The 22,258-nt window shown below is 40.7% G+C and carries 21 protein-coding genes; 15 read left to right on the forward strand and 6 right to left on the reverse strand.

The genetic code is table 11. The features are described from left to right. The first annotated feature begins 68 nt into the window (after positions 1–68). From H6G97_RS29585 to H6G97_RS29600, 4 genes are read left to right on the forward strand one after another with little or no spacing between them, the layout of a single operon-like run. On the forward strand, positions 69–302 hold the full coding sequence (locus H6G97_RS29585) for a tetratricopeptide repeat protein (RefSeq protein ID WP_190944095.1): 234 nt from the start codon (positions 69–71) through the stop codon (positions 300–302). Between the two features lie 26 nt (positions 303–328). Continuing rightward, positions 329–1,000 carry a S1 family peptidase gene (locus H6G97_RS29590; RefSeq protein WP_190944096.1) on the forward strand — a complete coding sequence of 224 codons (672 nt, stop codon included), beginning with the start codon at positions 329–331 and terminating at the stop codon, positions 998–1,000. Continuing rightward, positions 990–1,550: a hypothetical protein gene (locus tag H6G97_RS29595; RefSeq protein WP_190944097.1), complete on the forward strand. Its 561-nt coding sequence runs from the start codon at positions 990–992 to the stop codon at positions 1,548–1,550. Before H6G97_RS29590 ends, H6G97_RS29595 begins: the two co-directional genes overlap by 11 nt. A 3-nt stretch (positions 1,551–1,553) precedes the next feature. Then, positions 1,554–2,798, forward strand: a complete 1,245-nt coding sequence (locus H6G97_RS29600) for a hypothetical protein (RefSeq protein WP_190944098.1) — start codon at positions 1,554–1,556, stop codon at positions 2,796–2,798. A gap of 17 nt (positions 2,799–2,815) precedes the next feature. Here the strand turns inward: H6G97_RS29600 and H6G97_RS29605 are convergent, their stop codons facing one another. Together H6G97_RS29605 and H6G97_RS29610 are read right to left on the reverse strand one after the other, a co-directional pair. Continuing rightward, a complete protein-coding gene (locus H6G97_RS29605; RefSeq protein WP_190944099.1) occupies positions 2,816–3,868 on the reverse strand; it encodes a glycerate kinase in 1,053 nt (350 codons plus the stop codon). Positions 3,869–3,883: 15 nt separating this feature from the next. After that, positions 3,884–4,216: a DUF565 domain-containing protein gene (locus tag H6G97_RS29610; protein WP_190944100.1), complete on the reverse strand. Its 333-nt coding sequence runs from the start codon at positions 4,214–4,216 to the stop codon at positions 3,884–3,886. 32 nt (positions 4,217–4,248) lie between these two features. Here H6G97_RS29610 and H6G97_RS29615 point away from each other — a divergent pair, with 32 nt between their 5' ends. From H6G97_RS29615 to H6G97_RS29625, 3 genes are all read left to right on the forward strand, one after another. Then, positions 4,249–4,686: a hypothetical protein gene (locus tag H6G97_RS29615; RefSeq protein WP_190944101.1), complete on the forward strand. Its 438-nt coding sequence runs from the start codon at positions 4,249–4,251 to the stop codon at positions 4,684–4,686. A gap of 80 nt (positions 4,687–4,766) precedes the next feature. Then, positions 4,767–5,402, forward strand: a complete 636-nt coding sequence (locus H6G97_RS29620; protein WP_190944102.1) for a hypothetical protein — start codon at positions 4,767–4,769, stop codon at positions 5,400–5,402. Positions 5,403–5,745: 343 nt separating this feature from the next. After that, positions 5,746–7,680: an ArnT family glycosyltransferase gene (locus tag H6G97_RS29625; RefSeq protein ID WP_190944103.1), complete on the forward strand. Its 1,935-nt coding sequence runs from the start codon at positions 5,746–5,748 to the stop codon at positions 7,678–7,680. A 71-nt stretch (positions 7,681–7,751) separates the two neighbouring features. On the opposite strand, the gene H6G97_RS29630 is transcribed toward H6G97_RS29625, so the two are convergent. Continuing rightward, positions 7,752–10,997 carry an ATP-binding response regulator gene (locus tag H6G97_RS29630; protein WP_190944115.1) on the reverse strand — a complete coding sequence of 1,082 codons (3,246 nt, stop codon included), beginning with the start codon at positions 10,995–10,997 and terminating at the stop codon, positions 7,752–7,754. 664 nt (positions 10,998–11,661) lie between these two features. On the opposite strand from H6G97_RS29630, the gene H6G97_RS29635 reads away from it, so the two are divergent. The 8 genes from H6G97_RS29635 to H6G97_RS29670 all read left to right on the forward strand — a co-directional run bounded on the left by H6G97_RS29635 (position 11,662) and on the right by H6G97_RS29670 (position 19,243). After that, complete coding sequence (locus H6G97_RS29635) at positions 11,662–12,243, forward strand: KaiA family protein (protein WP_190944104.1); 582 nt, start codon at positions 11,662–11,664, stop codon at positions 12,241–12,243. A 104-nt stretch (positions 12,244–12,347) separates the two neighbouring features. After that, the gene (gene kaiB / locus H6G97_RS29640) at positions 12,348–12,662 is read left to right on the forward strand and encodes a circadian clock protein KaiB (protein WP_190944105.1); all 315 of its coding nucleotides are present in this window, start codon (positions 12,348–12,350) and stop codon (positions 12,660–12,662) included. Positions 12,663–12,742: 80 nt separating this feature from the next. Continuing rightward, positions 12,743–14,305, forward strand: a complete 1,563-nt coding sequence (gene kaiC / locus H6G97_RS29645; protein WP_190944106.1) for a circadian clock protein KaiC — start codon at positions 12,743–12,745, stop codon at positions 14,303–14,305. A 104-nt stretch (positions 14,306–14,409) separates the two neighbouring features. Next, on the forward strand, positions 14,410–16,593 hold the full coding sequence (locus H6G97_RS29650; RefSeq protein ID WP_190944107.1) for a TolC family protein: 2,184 nt from the start codon (positions 14,410–14,412) through the stop codon (positions 16,591–16,593). Positions 16,594–16,853: 260 nt separating this feature from the next. Continuing rightward, positions 16,854–17,231, forward strand: a complete 378-nt coding sequence (locus tag H6G97_RS29655) for a hypothetical protein (protein WP_190944108.1) — start codon at positions 16,854–16,856, stop codon at positions 17,229–17,231. A 153-nt stretch (positions 17,232–17,384) separates the two neighbouring features. Then, positions 17,385–17,891: a hypothetical protein gene (locus H6G97_RS29660; RefSeq protein ID WP_190944109.1), complete on the forward strand. Its 507-nt coding sequence runs from the start codon at positions 17,385–17,387 to the stop codon at positions 17,889–17,891. 3 nt (positions 17,892–17,894) lie between these two features. After that, the gene (locus H6G97_RS29665) at positions 17,895–18,419 is read left to right on the forward strand and encodes a GNAT family N-acetyltransferase (protein WP_190944110.1); all 525 of its coding nucleotides are present in this window, start codon (positions 17,895–17,897) and stop codon (positions 18,417–18,419) included. A 44-nt stretch (positions 18,420–18,463) separates the two neighbouring features. Then, positions 18,464–19,243, forward strand: coding sequence for a photosystem II electron transport protein, Sll1252 family (locus H6G97_RS29670; protein ID WP_190944111.1), 780 nt, complete (start codon positions 18,464–18,466; stop codon positions 19,241–19,243). Between the two features lie 92 nt (positions 19,244–19,335). On the opposite strand, the gene H6G97_RS29675 is transcribed toward H6G97_RS29670, so the two are convergent. The 3 genes from H6G97_RS29675 to H6G97_RS29685 all read right to left on the reverse strand — a co-directional run bounded on the left by H6G97_RS29675 (position 19,336) and on the right by H6G97_RS29685 (position 21,919). Then, entirely contained in the window at positions 19,336–20,112 is a 777-nt protein-coding gene (locus H6G97_RS29675; protein WP_190944112.1) for an SDR family NAD(P)-dependent oxidoreductase, read from the reverse strand. Between the two features lie 154 nt (positions 20,113–20,266). Continuing rightward, the gene (locus H6G97_RS29680; protein WP_190944113.1) at positions 20,267–21,163 is read right to left on the reverse strand and encodes a hypothetical protein; all 897 of its coding nucleotides are present in this window, start codon (positions 21,161–21,163) and stop codon (positions 20,267–20,269) included. A gap of 216 nt (positions 21,164–21,379) precedes the next feature. After that, the gene (locus H6G97_RS29685) at positions 21,380–21,919 is read right to left on the reverse strand and encodes a hypothetical protein (RefSeq protein ID WP_190944114.1); all 540 of its coding nucleotides are present in this window, start codon (positions 21,917–21,919) and stop codon (positions 21,380–21,382) included. Positions 21,920–22,258 lie beyond the last annotated feature (339 nt).

The following is a 22,258-nucleotide window of genomic DNA, read 5'->3' on the forward strand; positions in this document are numbered from 1 at the left end:
TGAGATTTTACCTGAAACGACAGAGGCTTTTATTTATATTGCAATGATTCGTTTAATGTTAAAACAGCTTGCGTAGCCAAAATCACCTCCTCAAAACTTTTCAGACATCCTCTAAAAGACAGAAGAAATTAGACGCAGCAGTTGCCGCCTACGAACAAGCAATTAAACTTAACCCCAACTATGCTAATGCTTACAACAATCTCGGCAATGCCCTACAGAAAAAATTGACCCCAATTATGTCTATGCCAGGAACAACAATAGAGAAGCAAGGCGGTTATGGACAGAGCAACAGAATAAATTAGCTAGCGTAGACGACGATCGCCAATGGTTGCCTAAAGATGATCCAACTGTACGCATTAAGCGTTCTGTAGTTCGCATCACTGCGGAGTTTTCTAGCCGCGATCGCCAGGGAATAGAGATTGGAACTGGTGTAGTAATTAAACGAGAAGACAACCGAGCATTAATCCTCACTAATCGTCATGTTATTTTTGATGGCTATGAACAGGGTAAAAATATTCAAGTAGAATTTTTCAGTTCACCACCTTCAAACCGAGTGCGAATGCGGCGAGATGCCAAGCTGTTTAAAATGACTTCCACAGACGAACAACTCGATTTAGCTGTTTTGGAAGTTAGCGGTAATCTGCCAGAAGATATCCAGCCTCTACCTATTTCCTCAAGTGCGATTAACCCGAAAATGCCCATTCGGATTATCGGTCATTCTGCTCAAAGAGGTGAAGATAAATCTTGGTCTATGGAATCAGGACAAATCAGCTATCAAAACCAGCAATTAGAAATATCTCAAGCTGCGCTCAAACCCGGTTATTCTGGCAGTCCTGTTCTTGACTCACAAAATCAACTTTTAGGGATCGTCTTTGCCCGCAAAAAAGGTGAAGGTCGAGATTTCGCTTATCCCATGTCTGAAATTCAAAAACAACTGCTTACTTGGAACATTAATATAGACGCGATGAATCGCGTTTCTACAACAAACCATGAATTATAAAATTATCCTTGCCAGCCTTGCCAGTTTCGGCAAAACTCTCACAGTACAAATTCCCCAAATAAATGGTGGAAAAAACCCCCAAATAATAGTGAAATCATTGGGCGATAATTATCACTATCAGATGGATGACTTGTTATTGTCTAAGAATGGTTCAGGTTTCAGCTTTAGCTGGGATACTTACGTTCTCAGAGAAGCCAAAATACCAGCAAACAAACTCCGCGCTGTGGCATCCTATAGCCTTGGTTCGCAACCCGTGTATGTTCCAGTCATCCTGGGGCAAACTTCTGGTAAATATGAATTTGTCTTTTATTCCGAAAATCGAGTCAGATTTACCACCTTTGAAATTCTCCCCCAAGGTGAAAAAGCAATTTATAGCACTTCCCGCCCTAACCCCAAAAAAGATGAAACTATTTTCACCTGGGATGGACGCAATGCCCCAGCCGGGCGCTATGAACTGCGTTACGTTGCTAATATTGAGCGAATAAATGAACCTAGCGATCGCATCGAAAGGCGAATAGTATTTGAACATAACCCAAATTGGTTGAAATAAATCATGGCATCTCGGCAAAAAGCCAAACAATTCCCCTACTTCATCAAGATTCGCCAATGGTTGACTTTTCTGAAAACACATCTAGTTGCGTGGTTTGGAGTCAGCATTTTAGCGCTGAAGCATTTACTACGAACTATTTCAAACCATCAAAGTTTATTGTTGGTGTTGCTGTTACTTTTATTTTTGACTCTCGTAAGTTTTGCCGCGATCGCGCCTGGGACTCATACCTTTGAAGGTAATATCATTTCTCAAGAAATGAGCTTTGTCTATAATGGACAGCAACCCAAACGCTTTATTGAAAATATTCGTAGCATCAAAGAATTAGAAAGTGAAGGCATCCAAACCTTAACTTTCACAGGTAAGTTTCAAAGTGAATTACCCCAAGTTAATCAGTTACAGTCGTTAACAATCCAACTTAAAGACCGCGAAAGTAAATGGATTATTGCTCCGGCTAATCTCGAAGGAACGAGCGAAATAGATTTGAATGAACTGCGGCTACAACCGAATACAAAAGTAGCTGAGTTAAATTATGACTTTTATCGTAATCAGTTGGCTTTTTCCCTACAGCGAAGCCCTAAGCTAGACTTAAAAAACAACGCTAATATATTAAAACTCTATTTAGGTGAAAAACCAATCAAAGTTATAGTAGAAGGCTATGAATTACCAGATTCTAATTTACAAAATCAACTAGATAATCAAAGACCTCTAGAATTTATTTTAAATCCAGATAATCAAGAATTTAACTTAGAATTTACACAAAACACCAATATTTATATTACCTTAGCCAAACCTGCCAAATTTGAATCAGAGCAATGGTTTCGGGGCAAAATAGAAACCAAAAATGTTCAGTTTGTAGATGTGGATAGAAATGGCAGCGATCTCAGAGATGATTTAGATGTTTCTACTATTGTAGAAGGCAAAATTCGCATGGTAGGGCAGGAACAAGAAATTAAACAAAATCAATTTCTCATGGGAGAAAATCCTGATATTCCTTTAAATATTCAACTAATACGCCATCTGCAAATTGTCCCCAAAAAGGGCATAGAAGCCCGATTTTCTGGTAAAACTAAACAGATTCAAATCGGTCTAGATCAAGATTTTCCCGTTTCTAGAATCCAGGGTAGCTGGTTAGATGGCGTTTTACCTCGTGATGCAATTATTGCGCTGTTCTCTTTTGGGGCTGCTACAATTCCTAATCTTGTATCTTGGTTATTTCGTAGCAGTTCTAAATCTGCGTCAAAACCATAGCCATTACGAATTACGAATTACGAATTAATCCGATCGCAATACACTGCACCAAAGCTATGATCAGCATGAATCTCAATCACTAGATCAACCACTGTTACATCTTTTACCAACGGCTTGATAAATAATTCCGGGTGAAGCGATCGCCAAAAATAATTGACAAATTGCTCTATCTCTGCATTACTCATCCCCGATTTACCCGCAGCAATCATCTGCTGTTCCGCCTGTTTGCGCCACTCCAAAGAACAACGGTAATCGGTGGGATATAGGATAATTAAGCTGTCCAATTGCTCCCACAGTGGTAAATAATCGTGGAGACAAAGATTCATATCGCGGGCAAATGCTTTATCTTCATCTGTGACAATTGGCGGCGGTGCAGTATCAAATATATCTGCGTTGATTGGTTGCACACCCACAAACCAACCTTCAAATAGTACAATATCTACACCTGTTACTATCTCTGGAGTAGTGCGATCGCCAGCACCTCCAAAAGCTGATTTATCAAAGCGGGGAAGCATCACAGGATTTTGCGACTGGCGGATTTGATCTAGTACATTTAAACCTAAATCTACATCGTGGGTTCCTGGTGGGCCGCGCCAAATCAAGCGGGGATCTTGCTGTGTTAGGAGTAAGCGATCGCTGTAAGTTTTATATAAGTCATCCAAAGATAAACTCACAGTCCGGTATCCCAAATGATCAAGAATCAAGCTGAGAATTTTGCACATTGTGGTTTTACCAGTGCCTTGTCCTCCCAATATTCCTTGAATCAGAGGGTGTCCCAACTGTTGGCGCTGCGATGCTAGCTTGATTCCCAACGGCAGCCACAAGTCCCACAACACCTGTAACATTTCGTGGGGTTCGACTTGAAAAGTAGTTTGGCAGAAGTGGTTAAAAGCTGGCAAGACTGATTTTAGTAAATGCGATCGCTCTTTTATCACCTCATTGACATTTTCCGGCGTAATCCCAAAAACTTTAGCCCTTAACCGATCTGCCAGCGTTGCTGCTATTGCTTGCTGCTGCCAAGTTTCCCCCACTGCATCCGTTGCCAAAATTTCACCCAGCCACAAATTCATAAATTCCCCATTTCCCTACGATCCCAGCTTAAAGGCTTCGAGAAACAGGCCGTAGATGAAACCAACTTTGAGGAGATTTAGTGAGTCTACTAAGAGCGATCGCCTCTCCATAAAGCTGCGATGATAAAATATCCTACTGGTAATTTCCGTCAACATTACCAAAAAAGCAGCTACCACAACGTCTAATTCGGATCGTTGACCGGCTGTAGTGGAAGCTACGTTTGCCAGAAAAAAACCGAACAAAAAACTAATAATCACCAACGATAGCCGCCGCCAAGGATTTAAAAACCATTGCCCCAAGCGTGTAGCAATGGCATCGAATAAGTTATTGAGACGAGTATTTTGCATCAGAGGGGCTTCTGGGGAAAAGTCATGATATCTTGAGATATATCTATCTTAAGGATGATATTGGTTTTAGTATCAGCTTGTTTGTTAATATTGTAGATATGTACTGGAATTCCAGTGTTTATTCAAATTTGCCCATTTTATCATCTTCAAAGAAGTACAGTTTCTTAGAGGATATTTGGAAAATAGAAATATTTAGTTTGATCCCCAGAAGCAAGCTTAAAAAAGGGGAAAATAACTCAAAGTTCCCGTTTTTAAAGGGAGCTATTTTGTTACACGGGTTTCCTAACTTGTATCCCTATAGTGAAGCAAGCTACGCCTATCCTCTGCCAACAGGAGAAGGGACTGGTGTGGATTTAGGAGAATATTTAAACATTTGCTACCAGGCATTTTCTAAGCATCCTGTTAAAAGGTGGCTTTTGATCGCAATACATTTCCTGTTCCTAATTTTAGGAAAGTCTATATTAGGCTAATTTGTGTGATTGACTTTTGGGATAATAGGCTACTATTTGGTCAAGCCTAAACAAAATATTTATTTCTAATAACTATCAATATGAAATCTTTAGTGTATCGTAACCTCGGTGTTACAGCTTGTTGCTTGGGACTGCTTGTTGCTCTGGTGGGATGCTTGGGAGTGAGCGTATCCTTTGAGTCCACAAACCCAGATACATCTTCACAACTGCCAACACAAACTCAAGAGTGGGATATAACTTCGTCTACACCTGTTTTACCTGAAAAAGATATTTCTGCTAGTCTATCGACTTCAACAACTACCCCAATCAATCAAATAGAACATAGCAGCAAAGAGAATACTCATCCTGTCTTAGCAAATCGTGATAAATCAGCAAGCAAAGCTAAGGATCAAGGGACTTTGCGAATGAGCAATCAAACAAATCAGCCTGTGCGGTTGGCTTTATTGGCGCGAGAGTCGGTATCAAAAGGGTCTAGTATTAAACAGACTAATTATGATGTACCAGCACATTGGGATTTTGCTCCCCAAGAAGGTAGTGAGAAAGGACTGGTTCTATCACTACCTCAGAATAATTTAAAGCTAGAGAAGGGAGATGTTTTAGTTGCTTTTGCACAAGATGGTTCCCGACGTTATTGGGGCCCCTATGTTGTCGGCGAAACTCAATTACCTAAATGGAATTCTCAAAACAGAGAATGGCAACTAGTGCTGAGTCCATAGTACATATTTAGTAGTACTGAAGAACTAACTAATAGTCTGTCCCATTAATTTTGCTAGGCTGCTAGATCCCCGACTTCTTCAAGAAGTCGGGGATCTGAAACCGACAACATGGCGTAAATCAATCTACCATTTCATTACACTTAGAAAGCCCTTTGACTTTTGACTTCCGCCTTGCGGTACTAGTGTGTTGGAGAAGTTTCTCTAACGACTTGGAGCAACTAACGTTACTGAACAAGAAAAAGTGTAGAGTACTGAGGAGAGGAAAATTGTTGAATTGAAAACTCCCAAGAACAAAAGATAGATAACCAACGACTATTGATTAGTGACTGTTGACTATTGACAAATGAGAATGAAATTGAGTGTTAAGCACACTGTTGATCAGTGGTTCAACAAAATAGCAAAGAATCCAGCCCTTGGTGTAACTGTATCGGTTTTGTGGTTGATAGTGATTGGCTGGATAGCTTTTGGATGGAATTTGGGCAATATTGGCTTGATTGATGAGACAGAGCCTCTGTTTGCCGAAGCATCCCGCCAGATGTTCGTCACAGGTGATTGGATTACCCCATTTTTCAATGGTGACACTCGTTTCGACAAACCTGCTTTAATTTACTGGTGTCAAGCGATCGCTTACGCAATTATCGGGGTAAATGAGTGGGCAGTACGTCTTCCTTCAGCGATCGCAGCTTTTGGCTTAGTTTGTTTAGCTTTTTACACCATACAGTGGTATTTGGCTAAAGAAGACGAATTAGAGCAAGTTTCACGTCCTACTCGCCGCTATTTAACATCTTTTATCGCAGCAGCGCTGATGGCACTCAATGGCGAAACTATTATTTGGGCGAGAATAGGTGTCTCTGATATGCTGCTCACCGGATGTATAGCATCAGCTTTGTTATGTTTCTTTCTAGGATATGCAGGGAAGGAAGGGAGTAGAGAGCAGGGAGCAGGGAGCAGGGAGCAGGGGGAAAATTCAAATTCCTCTCCTCTGCCCCCTGCCCTCCGCCCGTCTGCCTCTTCTACCCCATTCCCCAATAAGTGGTACTTAGCTTGTTATGTGCTAATTGCAGGCGCGATTTTGACTAAAGGGCCAGTGGGAATTGTCTTACCAGGGCTAATTATTTTCGCCTTTTTGCTTTATGTGGGAAGGTTTAGAGAGGTATTGCGGGAAATGCGCCTCTTCATGGGTATACTGATAATTTTAGGTTTATCAGTACCTTGGTATGCTTTAGTAATTTGGCGCAATGGCTGGAATTATATTAATGCCTTTTTTGGTTATCACAACCTGGAACGCTTTACAGAAGTAGTTAATGGTCACTCAGCACCTTGGTATTTTTACTTTTTGGTAGTGCTGTTGGGTTTTGCACCTTACTCAGTGTATTTACCAGCCTCCATAATTAGACTAAAGTTTTGGCAGCGATCGCATTGGCGATCTCTTGAACGTTTTCAGCAATTTGGCTTATTTGCCTGGTTCTGGTTTGCTAGCATCTTTGGTTTTTTCAGCATTGCTGTCACCAAACTTCCTAGCTATGTATTGCCTTTAATGCCAGCAGCGGCAATCCTGGTAGCCCTATTGTGGAACGACCTTTTTCCAGATACGGAAACACAGCAAAAAACTCCTGTTTCCCCAACTCCGTCCATCTCTTCGTCTTTTCTGCGAATAAGTGGTTGGTTAAATGTAGTATTTTTATCAGTTTTGGCAACAGCACTGTTTAACATAACCCAGATATTAGGTACTGATCCAGCTATAAGTAACTTCCACGAACTAATTCAAAAATCTGGTTTACCAGTAATCGCAGGTTTAATGTGGCTGGTTTGTGCCATTTTGGTTGCAGCTTTCTTACTGACTCGCCGCTGGAACTACATTATTAGTATTAATTTAATCGGGTTTGTGGCGTTTCTAATTTTTGTTTTAACGCCTGCTTCGTTCTTTATTGATCGAGAACGTCAATTACCCTTAAGGGAATTATCTGCGGTCATTCTAGAAGCAAAAGAACCCAACGAAGAATTGATCATGCTTGGTTTCAAAAAGCCTAGTGTGGTATTTTACAGCCACATCCACGTAAATTATTTAAGATTTCCCAAAGAGGCTATAGAGCATATTCAAAACCAGGCTGCTAAAGGGCTACAACCTCCTTCATTGCTGCTATTGGCTGAACAGAAAAAGTTTTTACAAATGGAATTACAACCAGACGATTACAAGAGTTTATCGACCAAGGGAGCTTATAACTTGGTTCGAGTTCCTTTTAAGAAAAAGAAGAGTGAAAAAATAGACATATCGTAAATTGTCATTAGTCATTTGTCCTTTATCCTTTGCGAATAACTATAACTAATGACTAATGACCAATGACCAAATTAACATTTGCCATTGTAACCATTGACAGCTAAAGCTTGATTGATCTGGCTTAAGAGGTCTTCCATTGATATTGACCGCGGTAATATTTGGGTAGCGATCGCACCAACAACAGTTTCTACTAATTCCAAACCATTCTTCTTCTGCTTGTCTTCCTTATAAACCCCAGGCTGAAAATTGCTTTCTGGGCGATTTAATCGTTGATTCAGTACCAAAATTGGTGGCAACTTTAACGGCGAATCTCCCAATGTTTTCACTGCTTTGAGTACATCTTTGTGGATAACAGATTCTCCTAAACAAATTAGCAGTAAGTCAACGCTTTGGTGGCGAATCTGTTGTAACACTTCTGCCCAACAGGGACTCATCGCCGCTTTAAAGCCCGCTGTTTGTAGGTACTGAATTAAAGCTTGGAACCATTCAGATCCCCGTTCAGCAGTTTCAGTACTAATTGAGCAATTTTTTGCCGTCCGATAACCCTTAACTTGCTTGCGTCTTATCTGGGGAAAATCACGCAGCATTGTCAAATCCACGACCAAGATGTTAGGAGGACAGCAAATACCAGAAGCAATTTGCAGTACTGATAGTAAAGCATCTGTTTTCTCGGTACGACTATTGTTGTCTTTAGCAAATGGTGTTAAGTAAGGAAATACAGATAGCCCCGGTATTTTAGAAGCGATTAAAGTAGTTGCGACATCGCAAGTAACCAGTGGTATGGCCGCTAAACGTGAATGCCCAATTAGTTGCTTTAAATAAATTTGGGCGGTGGTACTTTCGACATCTAGCAAAATGACATCAAACTGCCATACCCGCGCCAAAAGTTCTGCCTGATCTAGATCATCTACTTCAATCACCCGATGTTCTCGAAGTGAGGGGTGGGGATTGACTGATTCCAACTGGGGATTCACTAACCGGAGAATTCGCAGTGGGGTTTTAGTTGGGATAATTGCGCTGTTGTTTAACCCTTGCTGCGGAACTGCTTGTGCAGTACATAATTTTTCCAGAACTGGTGCTAATACCTGATGCTCTACTGGCAAGCTTAAAAAACCATCGGCTCGATGAGCAAATGCTTGCTCCTTTTCGGCTCCCGTCGCGGTAACAATTACAGATATATGACGGGTTGCAGTGTCAGATTTCAGTAAAGTCAGCACATCCCAGCCTGATAGCAGGGGTAGCAACGGATTCAAAAATATCGCTATTGGTTGCAAGCGCCGAGCTTTTTCGACTGCTTCTGTCCCCGATCGCGCAATTACTACCCGATATCCTAAACTTTTGAGTTGTTCGGTCAAGTCTTCAATATATCGGGCTACTGCTTCGACTACTAACACCAACCGTTGCGAACTCGCCAGATGATGCTGTGTGGTTGTACTAACTTGCTGACGATCTGTTGTGGGAATTTCCCGTGTAGGTTGATATCGTGTTTCTTCTTCTTCTCTGATTCCTATATCTGGTTCAGAAAAGCCTGTTTTCGGAGGGCTGGGCGGCAGAAGTAGGGTAAACTGGCTACCTTTTCCTTCACGCGATAAGAAACTGACATCTCCGCCGTGGAGACGCGCCAAGGCCCTAGTTAATACCAGCCCTAAACCAGTGCCTTCAAATTGGCGGGTAAGGGGATTTTCTAGTTGTTGGAATTTTTGAAATATCAAGTGTTGTTGATGTTCAGGAATGCCAATGCCTGTATCCCAAACTGTAAAGGCAATCCATCCTTCCCAACGACTTACCCGCAGCCCAATTTCGCCAGATATTTCGGTGAATTTGAAGGCGTTGGAAAGTAGGTGTACTAGCATCTGGCGTAAGCGCAACTCATCTGCCACCATCTGATCTAAGCCTAGTTCAATGGAAAGGCAGAATTGAGGAGCAGATGAACGGGCATTTGCAGGTGGTGAGGCAGATGTAGCTTTGGTAGTTTGAGTGTGGATAGCTTTGGCTTCCGATAAGGCGCGATCGCACACAGCACTAATTTTCACCGGAGTCAGCGTCAAATCCATTTGTCCCGTTTCCATGCGGGTCAAATCTAAAATGTCATTCACCACACTCATCAGGTGGCGGCCACTTTGATGAATCAGTCCTGCATAACGGGCTTGACGCTCGTTAAGTTCTCCCAACTGCTGATCTACGAGCAAGCGCGATAACCCCAAAACGGCAGTTAGGGGAGTTTTGAGTTCATGACTAATACAAGCTAAAAACTCATCTTTCAACCGATTTAGTTGAATTAAATCGGCATTCTTTGCTGCTAGTTCCTTGCAAAGCTGCTGCTGCTCGGTAACATCAGTAGCTAAAATTAACCACAAATCATTGCTGAGTGCAACCTCTGATTCAGCACTCATCGCTTTCAACTCAGGACTATCTAAGGGAATTTTGGCAAATTGCCAGATTCTCTCCTGACCATTTTGCACTTCGACAACGCAGGTACAAGTACCTACTTGACTATCTAAATAGCATCGGCTGTATCCAGCATCACCAGATGCTTCTTGCTGAGTCAGTTCTTGTTCAGCACCATACTCATCCCTACCACTGGGATGAACCTTGATTGCTCGTTGGCTGACATATTCTGATTTTTCGGAGGTTTTAGGAACAAGTATTGCCTCCACTTGTTGCCTGACTCCTTCTGGATCTTTCAAGGCTCCTAATTGCTGCCACCAGGCGGGATTTCGTGCTATCACCTCGCCAGTACCCGTTTGCAACATCAAAGGCCAAGGCAGTCTTTCGAGCAAGTGTACCAGTGGCTGGTGTCCTAACGAATTGGGGTCATTTGTCCCAGCATTATACTCATGGTGACGATCGCCAGACGAACTGTGGATGCCTGAACTTTGTAACCCAACGATGCGCTCCTTAGCCAGCGATCGCAACAGGCGTGAACTATCCAGCAGTCCCAAATATCGGCCATCAGAGTCAATCAACGCCCAATCTAAGTTCTGGTGTTTTTCGGTTTGTGGATAGCACAAGTGCAAGCTCAATCGCTCTACAGGCTCAGAAGCTAATATTGTCTGTATTGGCTCAATCAGACCTTGACCCCAGGTAGAGAGCGATTGCTGTAAATTTAGATTTTTATTGTCACTATGTGCTAATAATTTTGGGATTAAACGGGCAGAATACAGCAATCCGATCGGACATTCTTGTTGATTCACTACTACCAAGCGATCGCACTGTTCATGCTCAAAAATATCCAACACCACTGCCAGAGAACTTGTTTGCGGGCAGCTAGGTACGGTTGCCTGAAAGTTATAAAGCGGGTAATCTAGCATTAACATAGGGCTTTTGGGGTCATTCTTCCTGTGGAACCCTCCGGCATTTCCATCTGCCAGTTGATGGTCTTTTCGCCTGAAGTCATATCCTCTAAGAAGACTCATATAAGCAACTCTGGTTATTTCAACGCCATTAAAACAACGGGATTTCCCTTCATAGGCACTTGCTTGCGGACGAGTGCATTTTTTCAAAAGGCGACGTTTCTCATTTCTAACAACTAACCTCTCCAGTGTCTTACTGGTATTTAAACTCCTCATCGATAGCGACAGCTAAAACAATTATGGCCCCAAAGATTCGCTTTAGAACCTTGAGGAATTATAATGATTTAGAATGCGACGATCCTTTAAGTTCGTTTAAGTATCTTATCAAGGAGCAAAATAAAAAAATCTATCTATTTATTTATATACATAAGATATGTAAATAATAAATTAGCTACTGTGTTTTGCTATGCGGATAGATACCTGATCGATCATCAAAGACTTACTAAGTCCTACCACTCAGTTGCTGCACTGGGTTGTTGAGTGGCTAGCACTCTCTGTTAACACAGAGCGTTGTTTTGCGGTGTAATCACCAGTATACTGCAAACCCAGTATTCCCCTAGAAGCGTTAGTCAAACTTATCAGTCACGTTTCTTGGTCAGGGCGATTAAGGAGAGATATTTAAGAATAAATGTTATTACCGATATTGATTCTGCAACCTAATGTTAAAAAATGCTTAAATAATCCAGTTGACTTAGCCAACTACAAAAGTTTGAGTACATGGGTGTGCAAATTTATGGACGCAATTATTGCCCAATTTTGCTATCTACCTGTTGCTGCAACTACCTATGGAGAAACCAACTCTTTACCCCATTGGCTGCAACAAAATCAAAGGAAGGCATACACTAACAAATACCTCTATGTATTTGCCAGTCAGATGCAAAAAAGCCAACAGTATTTTCAGGAGATGACTCCAACGCAAAAACAAGAATTATTAAAACATCTTAAATCAGATTATAGCTTGATTCTTATAGATTATTTTACCACAGATAAAACATTAAAAGATAAAATTGATAAATTTATCAATACTATATTTTATGCTAATATTCCTGTGCCCCAAATAATCGAAATTCACATGGAGGTAATAGAAGATTTTTCTAACCAGCTAAAATTAGAAGGAAGGAGCAATGAAGCGTTACTTGATTACCGCTTAACGTTGATAGATATCCTGGCTCACCTGTGCGAAGTATATAGGAGTTCAGTTTCTAAATAAATTGAATTTAGCAATATTTCACTTATAACAAGCTACTGTCATTAGCTACTGCTAATGTGCGTTTGCATCTTGTATTCTTATGCTCATGACTAGACATTAAGTATATGAAAAAACCCAAAAAAACCTACGTTCTCAAGCTTTACGTAGCAGGGAACACGCCTAATTCAGTCCGGGCATTAAAAACACTCAAAGATATTTTAGAACAGGAGTTTGAAGGTGTTTATGCTTTAAAAGTGATCGATGTACTGAAAAGCCCGCAACTGGCAGAAGAAGATAAAATATTGGCGACACCAACATTATCTAAAATTTTGCCTCCACCCGTTCGCAAAATTATCGGCGATCTTTCCGATAGAGAAAGAGTACTGATTGGATTAGATTTGCTCTACGAAGAACTGAGTGAAGAAGATTTTGAAGAGTAAAATTTTAATCATAATAAAATTAAGTTTGCAGCAAATTTAGTCATAAAAAATAGATTTTAATACCAATTTATTATCAAGCGATGAGTGAAAAAGAGCAATTAGAATCAAAACAACCACCGAAAATTGTGGGTGTAGAAAAAATTCGGACGATGATCGAGGGTTTTGACGATGTTAGTCATGGTGGTTTACCAATTGGTAGAACTACCTTAATTAGCGGCACTTCTGGCACAGGCAAAACTTTATTCTCTCTTCAATTTCTTTATAACGGTATCACCTACTTTGATGAAGCCGGAGTATTCGTTACCTTTGAAGAATCACCGAGTGATATTATTAAAAATGCCAATATTTTTGGTTGGAATTTGCCGCGCTTAATCGAAGAAGGCAAGTTATTTATTCTTGATGCATCTCCCGATCCAGAAGGTCAAGATATCGTTGGTAATTTTGACCTTTCTGCACTCATTGAGCGTTTGCAATATGCCATCCGCAAATATAAAGCTAGACGAGTTTCAATTGACTCAATAACAGCAGTATTTCAGCAGTATGAAGCAATGGGAGTAGTGAGACGCGAGATATTTCGCCTAGTAGCACGTCTTAAACTACTGAGCGTCACCACTGTAATTACCACTGAACGTGGTGAAGAATATGGGCCCGTTGCCTCTTTTGGAGTTGAAGAATTTGTTTCCGATAATGTAGTAATTGTTCGCAACGTTTTAGAAGGAGAACGCCGCCGTCGCACAATTGAAATTCTCAAATTGCGTGGCACAACTCACATGAAAGGCGAATATCCCTTCACCATTACGAATGAAGGAGTTAACATCTTTCCACTAGGAGCAATGCGCTTGACTCAACGTTCTTCTAATGTCAGAGTATCTTCTGGTGTCAAAACCTTAGATGAAATGTGTGGTGGTGGTTTCTTTAAAGATTCAATTATTTTAGCCACAGGAGCCACAGGTACTGGCAAAACCCTCTTAGTAAGTAAATTTATTCAAGATGGCTGCCTCAATGGAGAACAGGCAATATTATTTGCTTATGAAGAATCACGCGCTCAACTATCTCGTAATGCTTCCTCTTGGGGAATTGATTTTGAAGAATTAGAGGAACAAGGTTTACTCAAAATCATCTGTACTTATCCCGAATCAACTGGTTTAGAAGACCACTTACAAATTATTAAATCAGAAATAGCTATCTTTAAACCTGCCCGCATCGCCATTGATTCCTTATCAGCACTAGCTAGAGGAGTTAGTAATAATGCATTTCGGCAGTTTGTAATTGGTGTGACAGGTTATGCTAAACAAGAAGAAATTACTGGTTTTTTTACCAACACAACTGACCAATTTCTGGGAGCGCATTCCATTACTGACTCTCATATTTCCACGATAACCGACACAATTCTGATGTTGCAGTACGTAGAAATTCGTGGAGAAATGTCCCGGGCAATTAACGTATTTAAAATGAGAGGCTCTTGGCATGATAAGGGCATTCGTGAGTATAATATTACTGCTGACGGGCCCGATATCAAAGATTCTTTCCGAAACTACGAACGGATTATCAGCGGTGCTCCTACTCGCGTTAGTATCGATGAAAAGGCGGAACTTTCTCGCATTGTTAGACGTTTTGAAGACAAACAGAGTTCCGAACCCTAAATTTAGTATCGTAGTATATTCTTTCCTAAGTTTAGTATCGTGCTATATTCTGTGGTGAAGAAAGGTTTTCTGCCGCTAGATTGATTTTCGTGTGAGGGGATGCGGTGAAAGGACAGCAATTATTTTATAGCTTCTTACCTGGTGTAACGGCAGCAGTCTTAACAACTCAGCCTACTTGGGCTGGTACTGCGAAACTCACTGGGGTACAACTGGCGTCTTCTCCTAGTGTTTTGACTTCTAATTATGGTCAAGACTTAGTTGTGGATACCATGAATACACAACTGCCTAATGGTGCTGTTAGTGTTCCAACTCTAGTACCTACTTTTGGTTTCACTAAACTTAGTGTGAAGCCTTTAAGTAATAACAGTATTCCAGTATTCACGGCTGAAAATACTGGTGTGCGAATAAAACAACTACTTAAGAAAGATAAAGGTAGATTTTTAGGTTTGGCACTTAACTCTAATTCTTCCCAACAGTTAGATGTCAGCCGTTCCGCTCAAAATAATCAAAAACAGAGTAATTCAGACCCAAATGGGCAGAAACTAAAGAACGTAGTAGTTCCCAACTACACTTCAAAAACCCCTTCTGTCGCAAAAGAAATTTTGTCTTTGTCTTCTGCACAGCAGCCAGTAGGTCAAAAGATAAATACTGTTACTCAGTTGCAAACATTTTTACAAACTTCAGCCACAGGTGGAGCAGCAAAACTGTTGTCAGCGCAGAGGTGTCCACAGGAGTTGGGAAAAAGCAAAACTGACTCCTTGGCTATGCTACTGACTTCAAATAACTGCTTACAACAAAATGCGATTGGTCGCTTGGCTCAGAGTAATACTCCGATTCCAACAGATTCGACACCAACTCCGACTGCGCCGGAAACCGTCACTCCTGTACCAGCAGATTCAGTGCAACCTTCCACTGTGCCAAGAAACGTAACTCCTGCGGTGTCAGGGCCGGTGCAAATTCCCGATAATTTGATTCCTAGCTCAAATCCTCTACAATTTCCTACCCAACCGGAGGAAGTGAGACTTCAGGGAAATGAGGCAATTACTTTAGCACAAGCTCTGGAACTAGCGCGGCGTAACAACCGGGATTTACAGGTGTCTCTCTTGGAGCTAGAACGCAATCGTTCTGCTCTACGCGAGGCGCAAGCTGCTTTATTGCCTAGTCTTGATGTAAGTACGGATATTACTCGCAGTCAGTCTGCTGCTGGTCAGCTTCAGTTGGAACAAACAGAACAACAGCCGGGTATACCACAGTCAGGAAATGAAGCTAGTACATCTTTTAATGGTCAAGCACAACTTTCATATAACATCTACACTTCTGGGACAGTGCAAGCTAACATCAGAGCGGCTGAAGAACAGGTACGTTTCAATGAGTTGGCTGTAGAAGCTCAGTCTGAGACAATCCGTTTGGATGTTGCTACAGACTACTACAATCTGCAACAAAGAGATGAACAAGTACGCATTGCCCAATCGGCTGTGCTGAACTCTGAGGCTAGTTTGCGTGATGCAGAAGCTTTAGAACGAGCTGGGGTTGGTACGCGCTTCGATGTGTTGCGATCGCAGGTGAATTTAGCAAATGCCCAACAAGATTTGACTAATGCTAGATCCCTGCAAGCAATTGCTCGTCGTCAATTAGCAACTCGGATAAGTTTACCACAAGGGATAAATATCAGTGCTGCTGACCCTGTACAATTAGCTGGTCTTTGGAACCCAACCCTAGAACAAAGTATTGTGCTGGCTTTTCAAAATCGTCCAGAACTACAACAGCAGTTGGCACAGCGTAATATCAGCGAACAACGGCGTAGGCAGGCTCTTGGGGAGCTTGGGCCTCAAGTTAGTTTGGTAGCCAGCTACAACCTACTAGACCAGTTCGATGATGGTGTCAGTGTTACTGATGGTTATTCATTAGGAGTTAGAGCAACCCTAAATTTGTATGATGGAGGAGCCGCTAGAGCAAGGGCAGATCAGCAGCAAGCTAATATTGCGATCGCAGAAACTCAATTTGCTCAACAGCGCAACCAAATTCGGTTTGAAGTAGAACAAGCCTATTCTACCCAGCAATCTAGTTTGGAGAATGTTCAAACCGCTAATACCGCTTTAGAACAAGCTAGGGAAGCTCTACGTTTAGCACGTTTGCGATTCCAAGCTGGTGTAGGCACTCAAACTGATGTCATTAACTCTGAAAACGACCTCACAAGAGCTGAAGGTAATCGAGTCACAGCAATTTTGGATTACAACCGTGCTTTAGCTCAGTTACAACGGTCTGTTACCCTCAGAGCGTTACGCTAGTACAATGTCTAAGTTAGTTTTGAGGGTTCATAGTAAGGACTAAAGCCCTTACGATGAACTTGTTTACCTATCAATTTCAACTTGACAGACTACTAGTACTGCTGATATATCTTCGCAATTAAAAATTCAAAAAGCCTCATTTTTTCAATAATTACATTGAAAAAATGAGGCTTTTTTGGAAAAAAATCTATTTGTAACAGGAGTTTGATGAAATGATGTAGCATAACTGAGTGTTAGATCGCTCGCCTTGTCAAAGACTCATGACTAAAGTAACATCTCAAGAAATTGCACAGTTTCGCTCTCAATTGGTAGATGACCCCGGCGATATGGAAGCGCTAGATTTGATTGAAGACTGTGATGGAGATTTAGAAGATGCGGCGATGACCCTAGCTATTCGGGCGGGACAACAACCAGAAAGAGCAAATTCCGAGTGGTTAGATGCCTTGGCTAGAAAATGGCGTGTTGTCATTTGCGAACAAGAGTATCGGGAAGATTTGCTGAATACTTCACCTCAAAAGATGATGGAACATCTAAAATCAATGCCGACGTTTCCGAAAATTTTGGCAACACCAGTTTTAATTTATGTCCTCAAGCAAGGCGTGAACAATTTTTGTGAGCCACTAGATTCGCTAAAGTGATCAGATGTCATTTGACTTGTGCGATGCCTGCGGCGGGCTACGCCTACGCTATTTGCAGTTAATTCAACAGGTCGCGCCAATGCAAGATTGATTCGACTAGGACTGATACGCTGTTAATTAAGGCAAAACTTTTATTGGACAAATTGTTAAATCATGAATTACCTTGTGGCCGTATTACCAGACCGCATTCAAGCCGAAGCTGCTTACCTAGCTTTAGAAGAAGAAGGCATAAACAGTACTATCTTAGGGAAAGGATATAAAACAGCTGACGAGTTTGGCTTAATTGACCCCAAAGACCAAGCCAAAAAGCAAGCACAACTAATGGCAACTTGGCTGATACCATTCGGCTTTTTTGCAGGTTTTACCTTCAGCCTGATCACTGGTTTAGACACTTTTGCCTGGGCGGGTGAAGTTGGAAATCATATTGTTGGCGGACTGCTGGGTGCTGCTAGTGGTGCTATGGGTGGTGTGTTTGTTGGTGGCGGAGTCGGTTTACTTGTGGGTAGTGGTGATGCTTTACCCTACCGCAACCGCTTAGATGCAGGTAAATACTTAGTTGCCGTTCAAGGTTCTGAAACTCTAACTCGGCAAGCAACCCGAATATTACGTCAGTTTGATCCAGAAAATATCCAAGGTTATGCTGACACAGGTAACGTGTAATAAATGAATCATAGTTTACACATTACAACACAGCGGCTTGAGCTACTTCCCTGTTGTTTGGAAGTAGCGCAAGCGGTGATTGCAAGAAATAAATTAGAGGTAGAGAGGCTTTTAGGGGTAAGAGTTCCTGATGATTGGTATGGATCTGAGGTGTTAGATATTTTCCCCATGTATGCTCAGATGCTAATAGATGATCCTTCCCAATTGGGTTGGGGGATCTGGCTAATGATTCACATTACAGATTCTACTTTGATTGGCGATTTGGGTTTTATTGGCAAACCCGATCAGACAGGAACTGTAGAAATGGGTTATGAAGTGCTATCAGCTTATCGCCAGCAGGGATTTGCTTTTGAAGCAGTAGAAGCATTAGTTAATTTTGCCTTTACTCAGCCAGAACTCAAGAGAATTATCGCTCATTCTCCAGAGGATCATGTTGCCTCGATTCGCATTTTGGAAAAACTGGGAATGCGACAAATTGCTAGGGATGAAAACCTGCTGAAATGGGAATTAAAGTTAGAATCAAGATAGTTATAGCAGATTAATTCTCAATTCATAACTCATAATTTTTAAGAATGTTGCCACGAGAAGAACTTTTAAAAGGTGTTGAAAATCGAGATAGTGTCGCTCGTGTAATCGATCAAGCAGAGCAAGCCATCAAAACTTGGGAAGTGGTTTTGACTGATTTTCTGTCTCCCCCAGAATTGGCAGAAATTCAACGGGTGTTTAACCGATTAACAGAAGTGCAATTAGTTGCGTGGGGCGGATATCCACAAGCTGAACGCCAAAGAATAGCGATCGCTCGTTCAGAACTTCCCTTAGATCAATCTCAAGTCAGCCTTGTCGCCGTGGAAATTGCTGGTAATTTCCTGTTTGATACCGCCTCTCACCGCGATTTTTTAGGCGCAATGTTGGGGACGGGAATTGTTCGGGAAAAGACAGGAGATGTTATTGTCTTGGGAGAACGAGGGGCGCAGGCGATTGTTGCACCAGAGTTGGTGGAATTTTTGGAAATGAGTTTGAAACAGGTGCGATCGGTTCCTGTGAAAACTCAGCAGATTGAGCTAACTGAATTAAAAGTTCGGGAACCCAAGAAAAAAGAATTAACTACTGTAGAGGCCTCTTTGCGATTAGATGCGATCGCATCTGCTGGTTTTGGTATGTCTCGCAGCAAAATGGTTGATTTCATTGATGCTGGTGATGTCCGTGTCAATTGGAAGGAAATTACTCAAGCTAGTTCTCAAGTCAAATCAGGCGACTTAATCGCCATTCGCTCTAAAGGACGTTTAGAAGTTGGGGAAATCGCTGTTACTAAAAAAGACCGTTACCGAGTTCAATTAACCAGGTATATGTAATAAACGAGAAGTGAGGAATTAGAAGTTAGGAGTAAGGAGTTTTTAATACACCACTTTGTTTAACTCCAAAATCCTAACTCTTAAATATATACTTATGCTTTAAAGTGTTTTGCCAGCATATTTAGCAAAAGTTTGCGCGGTACAAGCCGAGATAATTTACTTCTAATTTGAGTGTTAGTATCAGAACTAATAACAGTTGGATAGCCTTTTTCCAAAGCTTCTAAAGATTCCCAAACCACTTTTTCACAAGAATATACTTTATCTGTACTGCTTGCCAACGCTGGGGGAAAATTAGCTTCTGCAAAAAAATTTGTTTCTATTGGCCCTGGACAAGTAACTAAAATACGGACACCATATTGACGATTTTCTGCCCATAGCGCTTCACTAAAACTGAGAATAAAAGCTTTACTGGCAGCATAAACAGAAAGGTATGGTATCGGTTGAAATGCAGTAATAGAGGATACATTAATAATACTTCCAGAACCACGTTGCCGCATCAATGGTAGAAATTTATGGGTTAAATCTACCAATGCTAAAATATTTAATTGTACAATTTTAACTTGTTTTTCTCCATCCCCTTCAGCAAAGTCACCATAATAACCAAAACCAGCATTATTAATTAATAAGTCAATAGTTAATCCCTTTGCTTTTGTAACATCAAATACACTAGCAGCGGCATTAAGTTCTGTAAGGTCTTTGACTATAACATCTACTTGAATTTTATGTTGTTCTTGTAGTTGTTTAGCTAATTGACTTAGCTTCTCTTCAGAACGAGCAACGAGTACAAGATTTGTCTTGCGTGCAGCGAGTTCCTGGGCAAAGGCTTTACCAATACCACTAGAGGCACCAGTAACTAAAGCAGTTGGCATTCTACATATTCAGATAAATTTTAATCACCATTAAAATCTTAGCTACGCTGGCTATAAGTTTTAACTACCAAAAGTGATATACCCGAAAGAGTAAAAGCAGTATTTAGTACTGAAGTATGAGTGGATAAAGCTTCCACTCATAACTTCTTCTTCCTTAAGACTTGACTTTCGGAAACGATGTTAATTCTCCAAATACACCAATATGGGAAACTATTAAGTCTTCCTCATCTGTATATTGAATAGACGAGTCGATTTTTTCTGGTAATACTCCGTCTTTGCACAACCACTCAAATACAAATCTAGAGTCTAAGTGCTTAAGGTTAGAAAATATGTGCTTCCATTGGCTTCGTCGAATTCGATTTCCCCACCTTGATTGTAATTCTCTCGAATAGGCTTCTTGTGGATAAACAAAAAAATCAAATGGTCTTTCACTCATATTTTTGTGATCCAGTAAATGAATTAGATGGAACATAAAACCATCTTCAGAGAGGCTACTTTCAATATTTTTTAGAAGTGGCATCACATCATCAACTGGCACATGCTCAAACACAGATTTGGAGAAGATGAAATCTATTTTTTCTTTAGTAGGCATTTTTTGAGATAAATCAATTGGAGCAATGTATTCTATGCCCAACTCTTTTAAGGTTTCTACAGATATTTTTTTTAATGAAAGCAGCTTTTTTAAGCGTAAATGGATAATCTCACGATCTTCAAATGTAGATAAACTATCTAAAATACTCCAATCTACAGACTTAGACACAGCGTGGAAAATATTTTCGGGTTGTAATAACGGGTAGACATCCGTTGCATAAACCTTTTTTGCTCCCATAAGGTAAAATACTAACGAATGAGTCAGTAACCATCCACTTCCAATTTCAAGACAAATTTTATCACGCAGTACATATTTTCCTTTACCACATTGAAGCAGATAGATAGCAACTTCATTGGCACAAATATCAAGCCTTTTGCCTGCGACAGCTAGCTTGCGTGAATGCATTATATAAAGTTTGATATAACCAAAATGATCTAATAATCGATTTGGTTTGTTCATTAAGAAGATTTTTTAAGAATTTTTTCATTTTGTATACCTCTCTTAAATTAACTTATTGGGAATTAAAGGCAACACTATTAACTTTATCAGTGAAGTCATTTTCTCTACAATAAGAATTTTTTCACTTGGGCGAACTTCTATAGAACGCCGATTTTCGGCGCTTGACTCTACAAACGGCGAAGAGAAGATTTCACGAATAATTTAGAATTACTATAATTACCATTTTTCAGACCAATAGATAATTTCCGAGGCTGAACTACTAATAGCGACGCCGTAGCTATCTCCATGATTCCACTTGAAGCCAGGTCTACCTTTGTCATCTGTGTTTAATACTAATATTTCATAAGTAGCTGGAAAAGATTCTGTAGGAGAGTCATTAGTGTAGAAGAAAGTTGTTGGCACACCGTTAGGTTGGTTTATGTGATTGTTTGTGTCACCACCTCTATATTTGTGCTTGGCAATGCTTCTGTATTGCAAAAGTAATTTTTCTATCTTGTTTGGTGGCTGTTTCAGCCTAATTTGAAAAAATTCGGGAGAGTAAGCAATACGAACGTTTTTGGCATCAGTGGGAATCTCATTAGGAAAATGTTTTACTTGGTCATTATCAGACCGTAGCTGATTACGAATTTCTTTGTAACGTAATGTATCAGTTATTATTTTCGGTTCGTTAGTACTGCTAAAATTCGTTTTCATAAAAAAACTTCCCCCAACAATACTAAGGCTAGCAAGGGTTAATAAAAATTGCGATCGCTTCATCAAGTTAGGTGCGTCTAACGTTCATAGTTATATACCTAACTAATAAACTAAATTAGTACTATTGCGGATATCAGGTCAGAGATATTAACAGAAACTTTGTGTATGCCGATGGAATTTGGGGTAATTGTAAAATTGCTATAAAGCTGGTTAATGATTACCTAGTCAAAAACCGTAGGCTATCCTGATTGATGCTAGAACACCGATTCAGTAATCAGAATTAAGTAGAAGACTGCTCAGTAGTGTTAGTAAAAATTTTGGCAAGGACATGAAGATTATGGACGACTGCGGTACGGCGGAGGTCAAATAGATTTTTGCGAGTACCAATGTAACGAGCTTGAT

The organism is Nostoc flagelliforme FACHB-838 (assembly GCF_014698065.1).
GTDB classification, from domain to species: Bacteria; Cyanobacteriota; Cyanobacteriia; order Cyanobacteriales; family Nostocaceae; genus Nostoc; species Nostoc flagelliforme_B.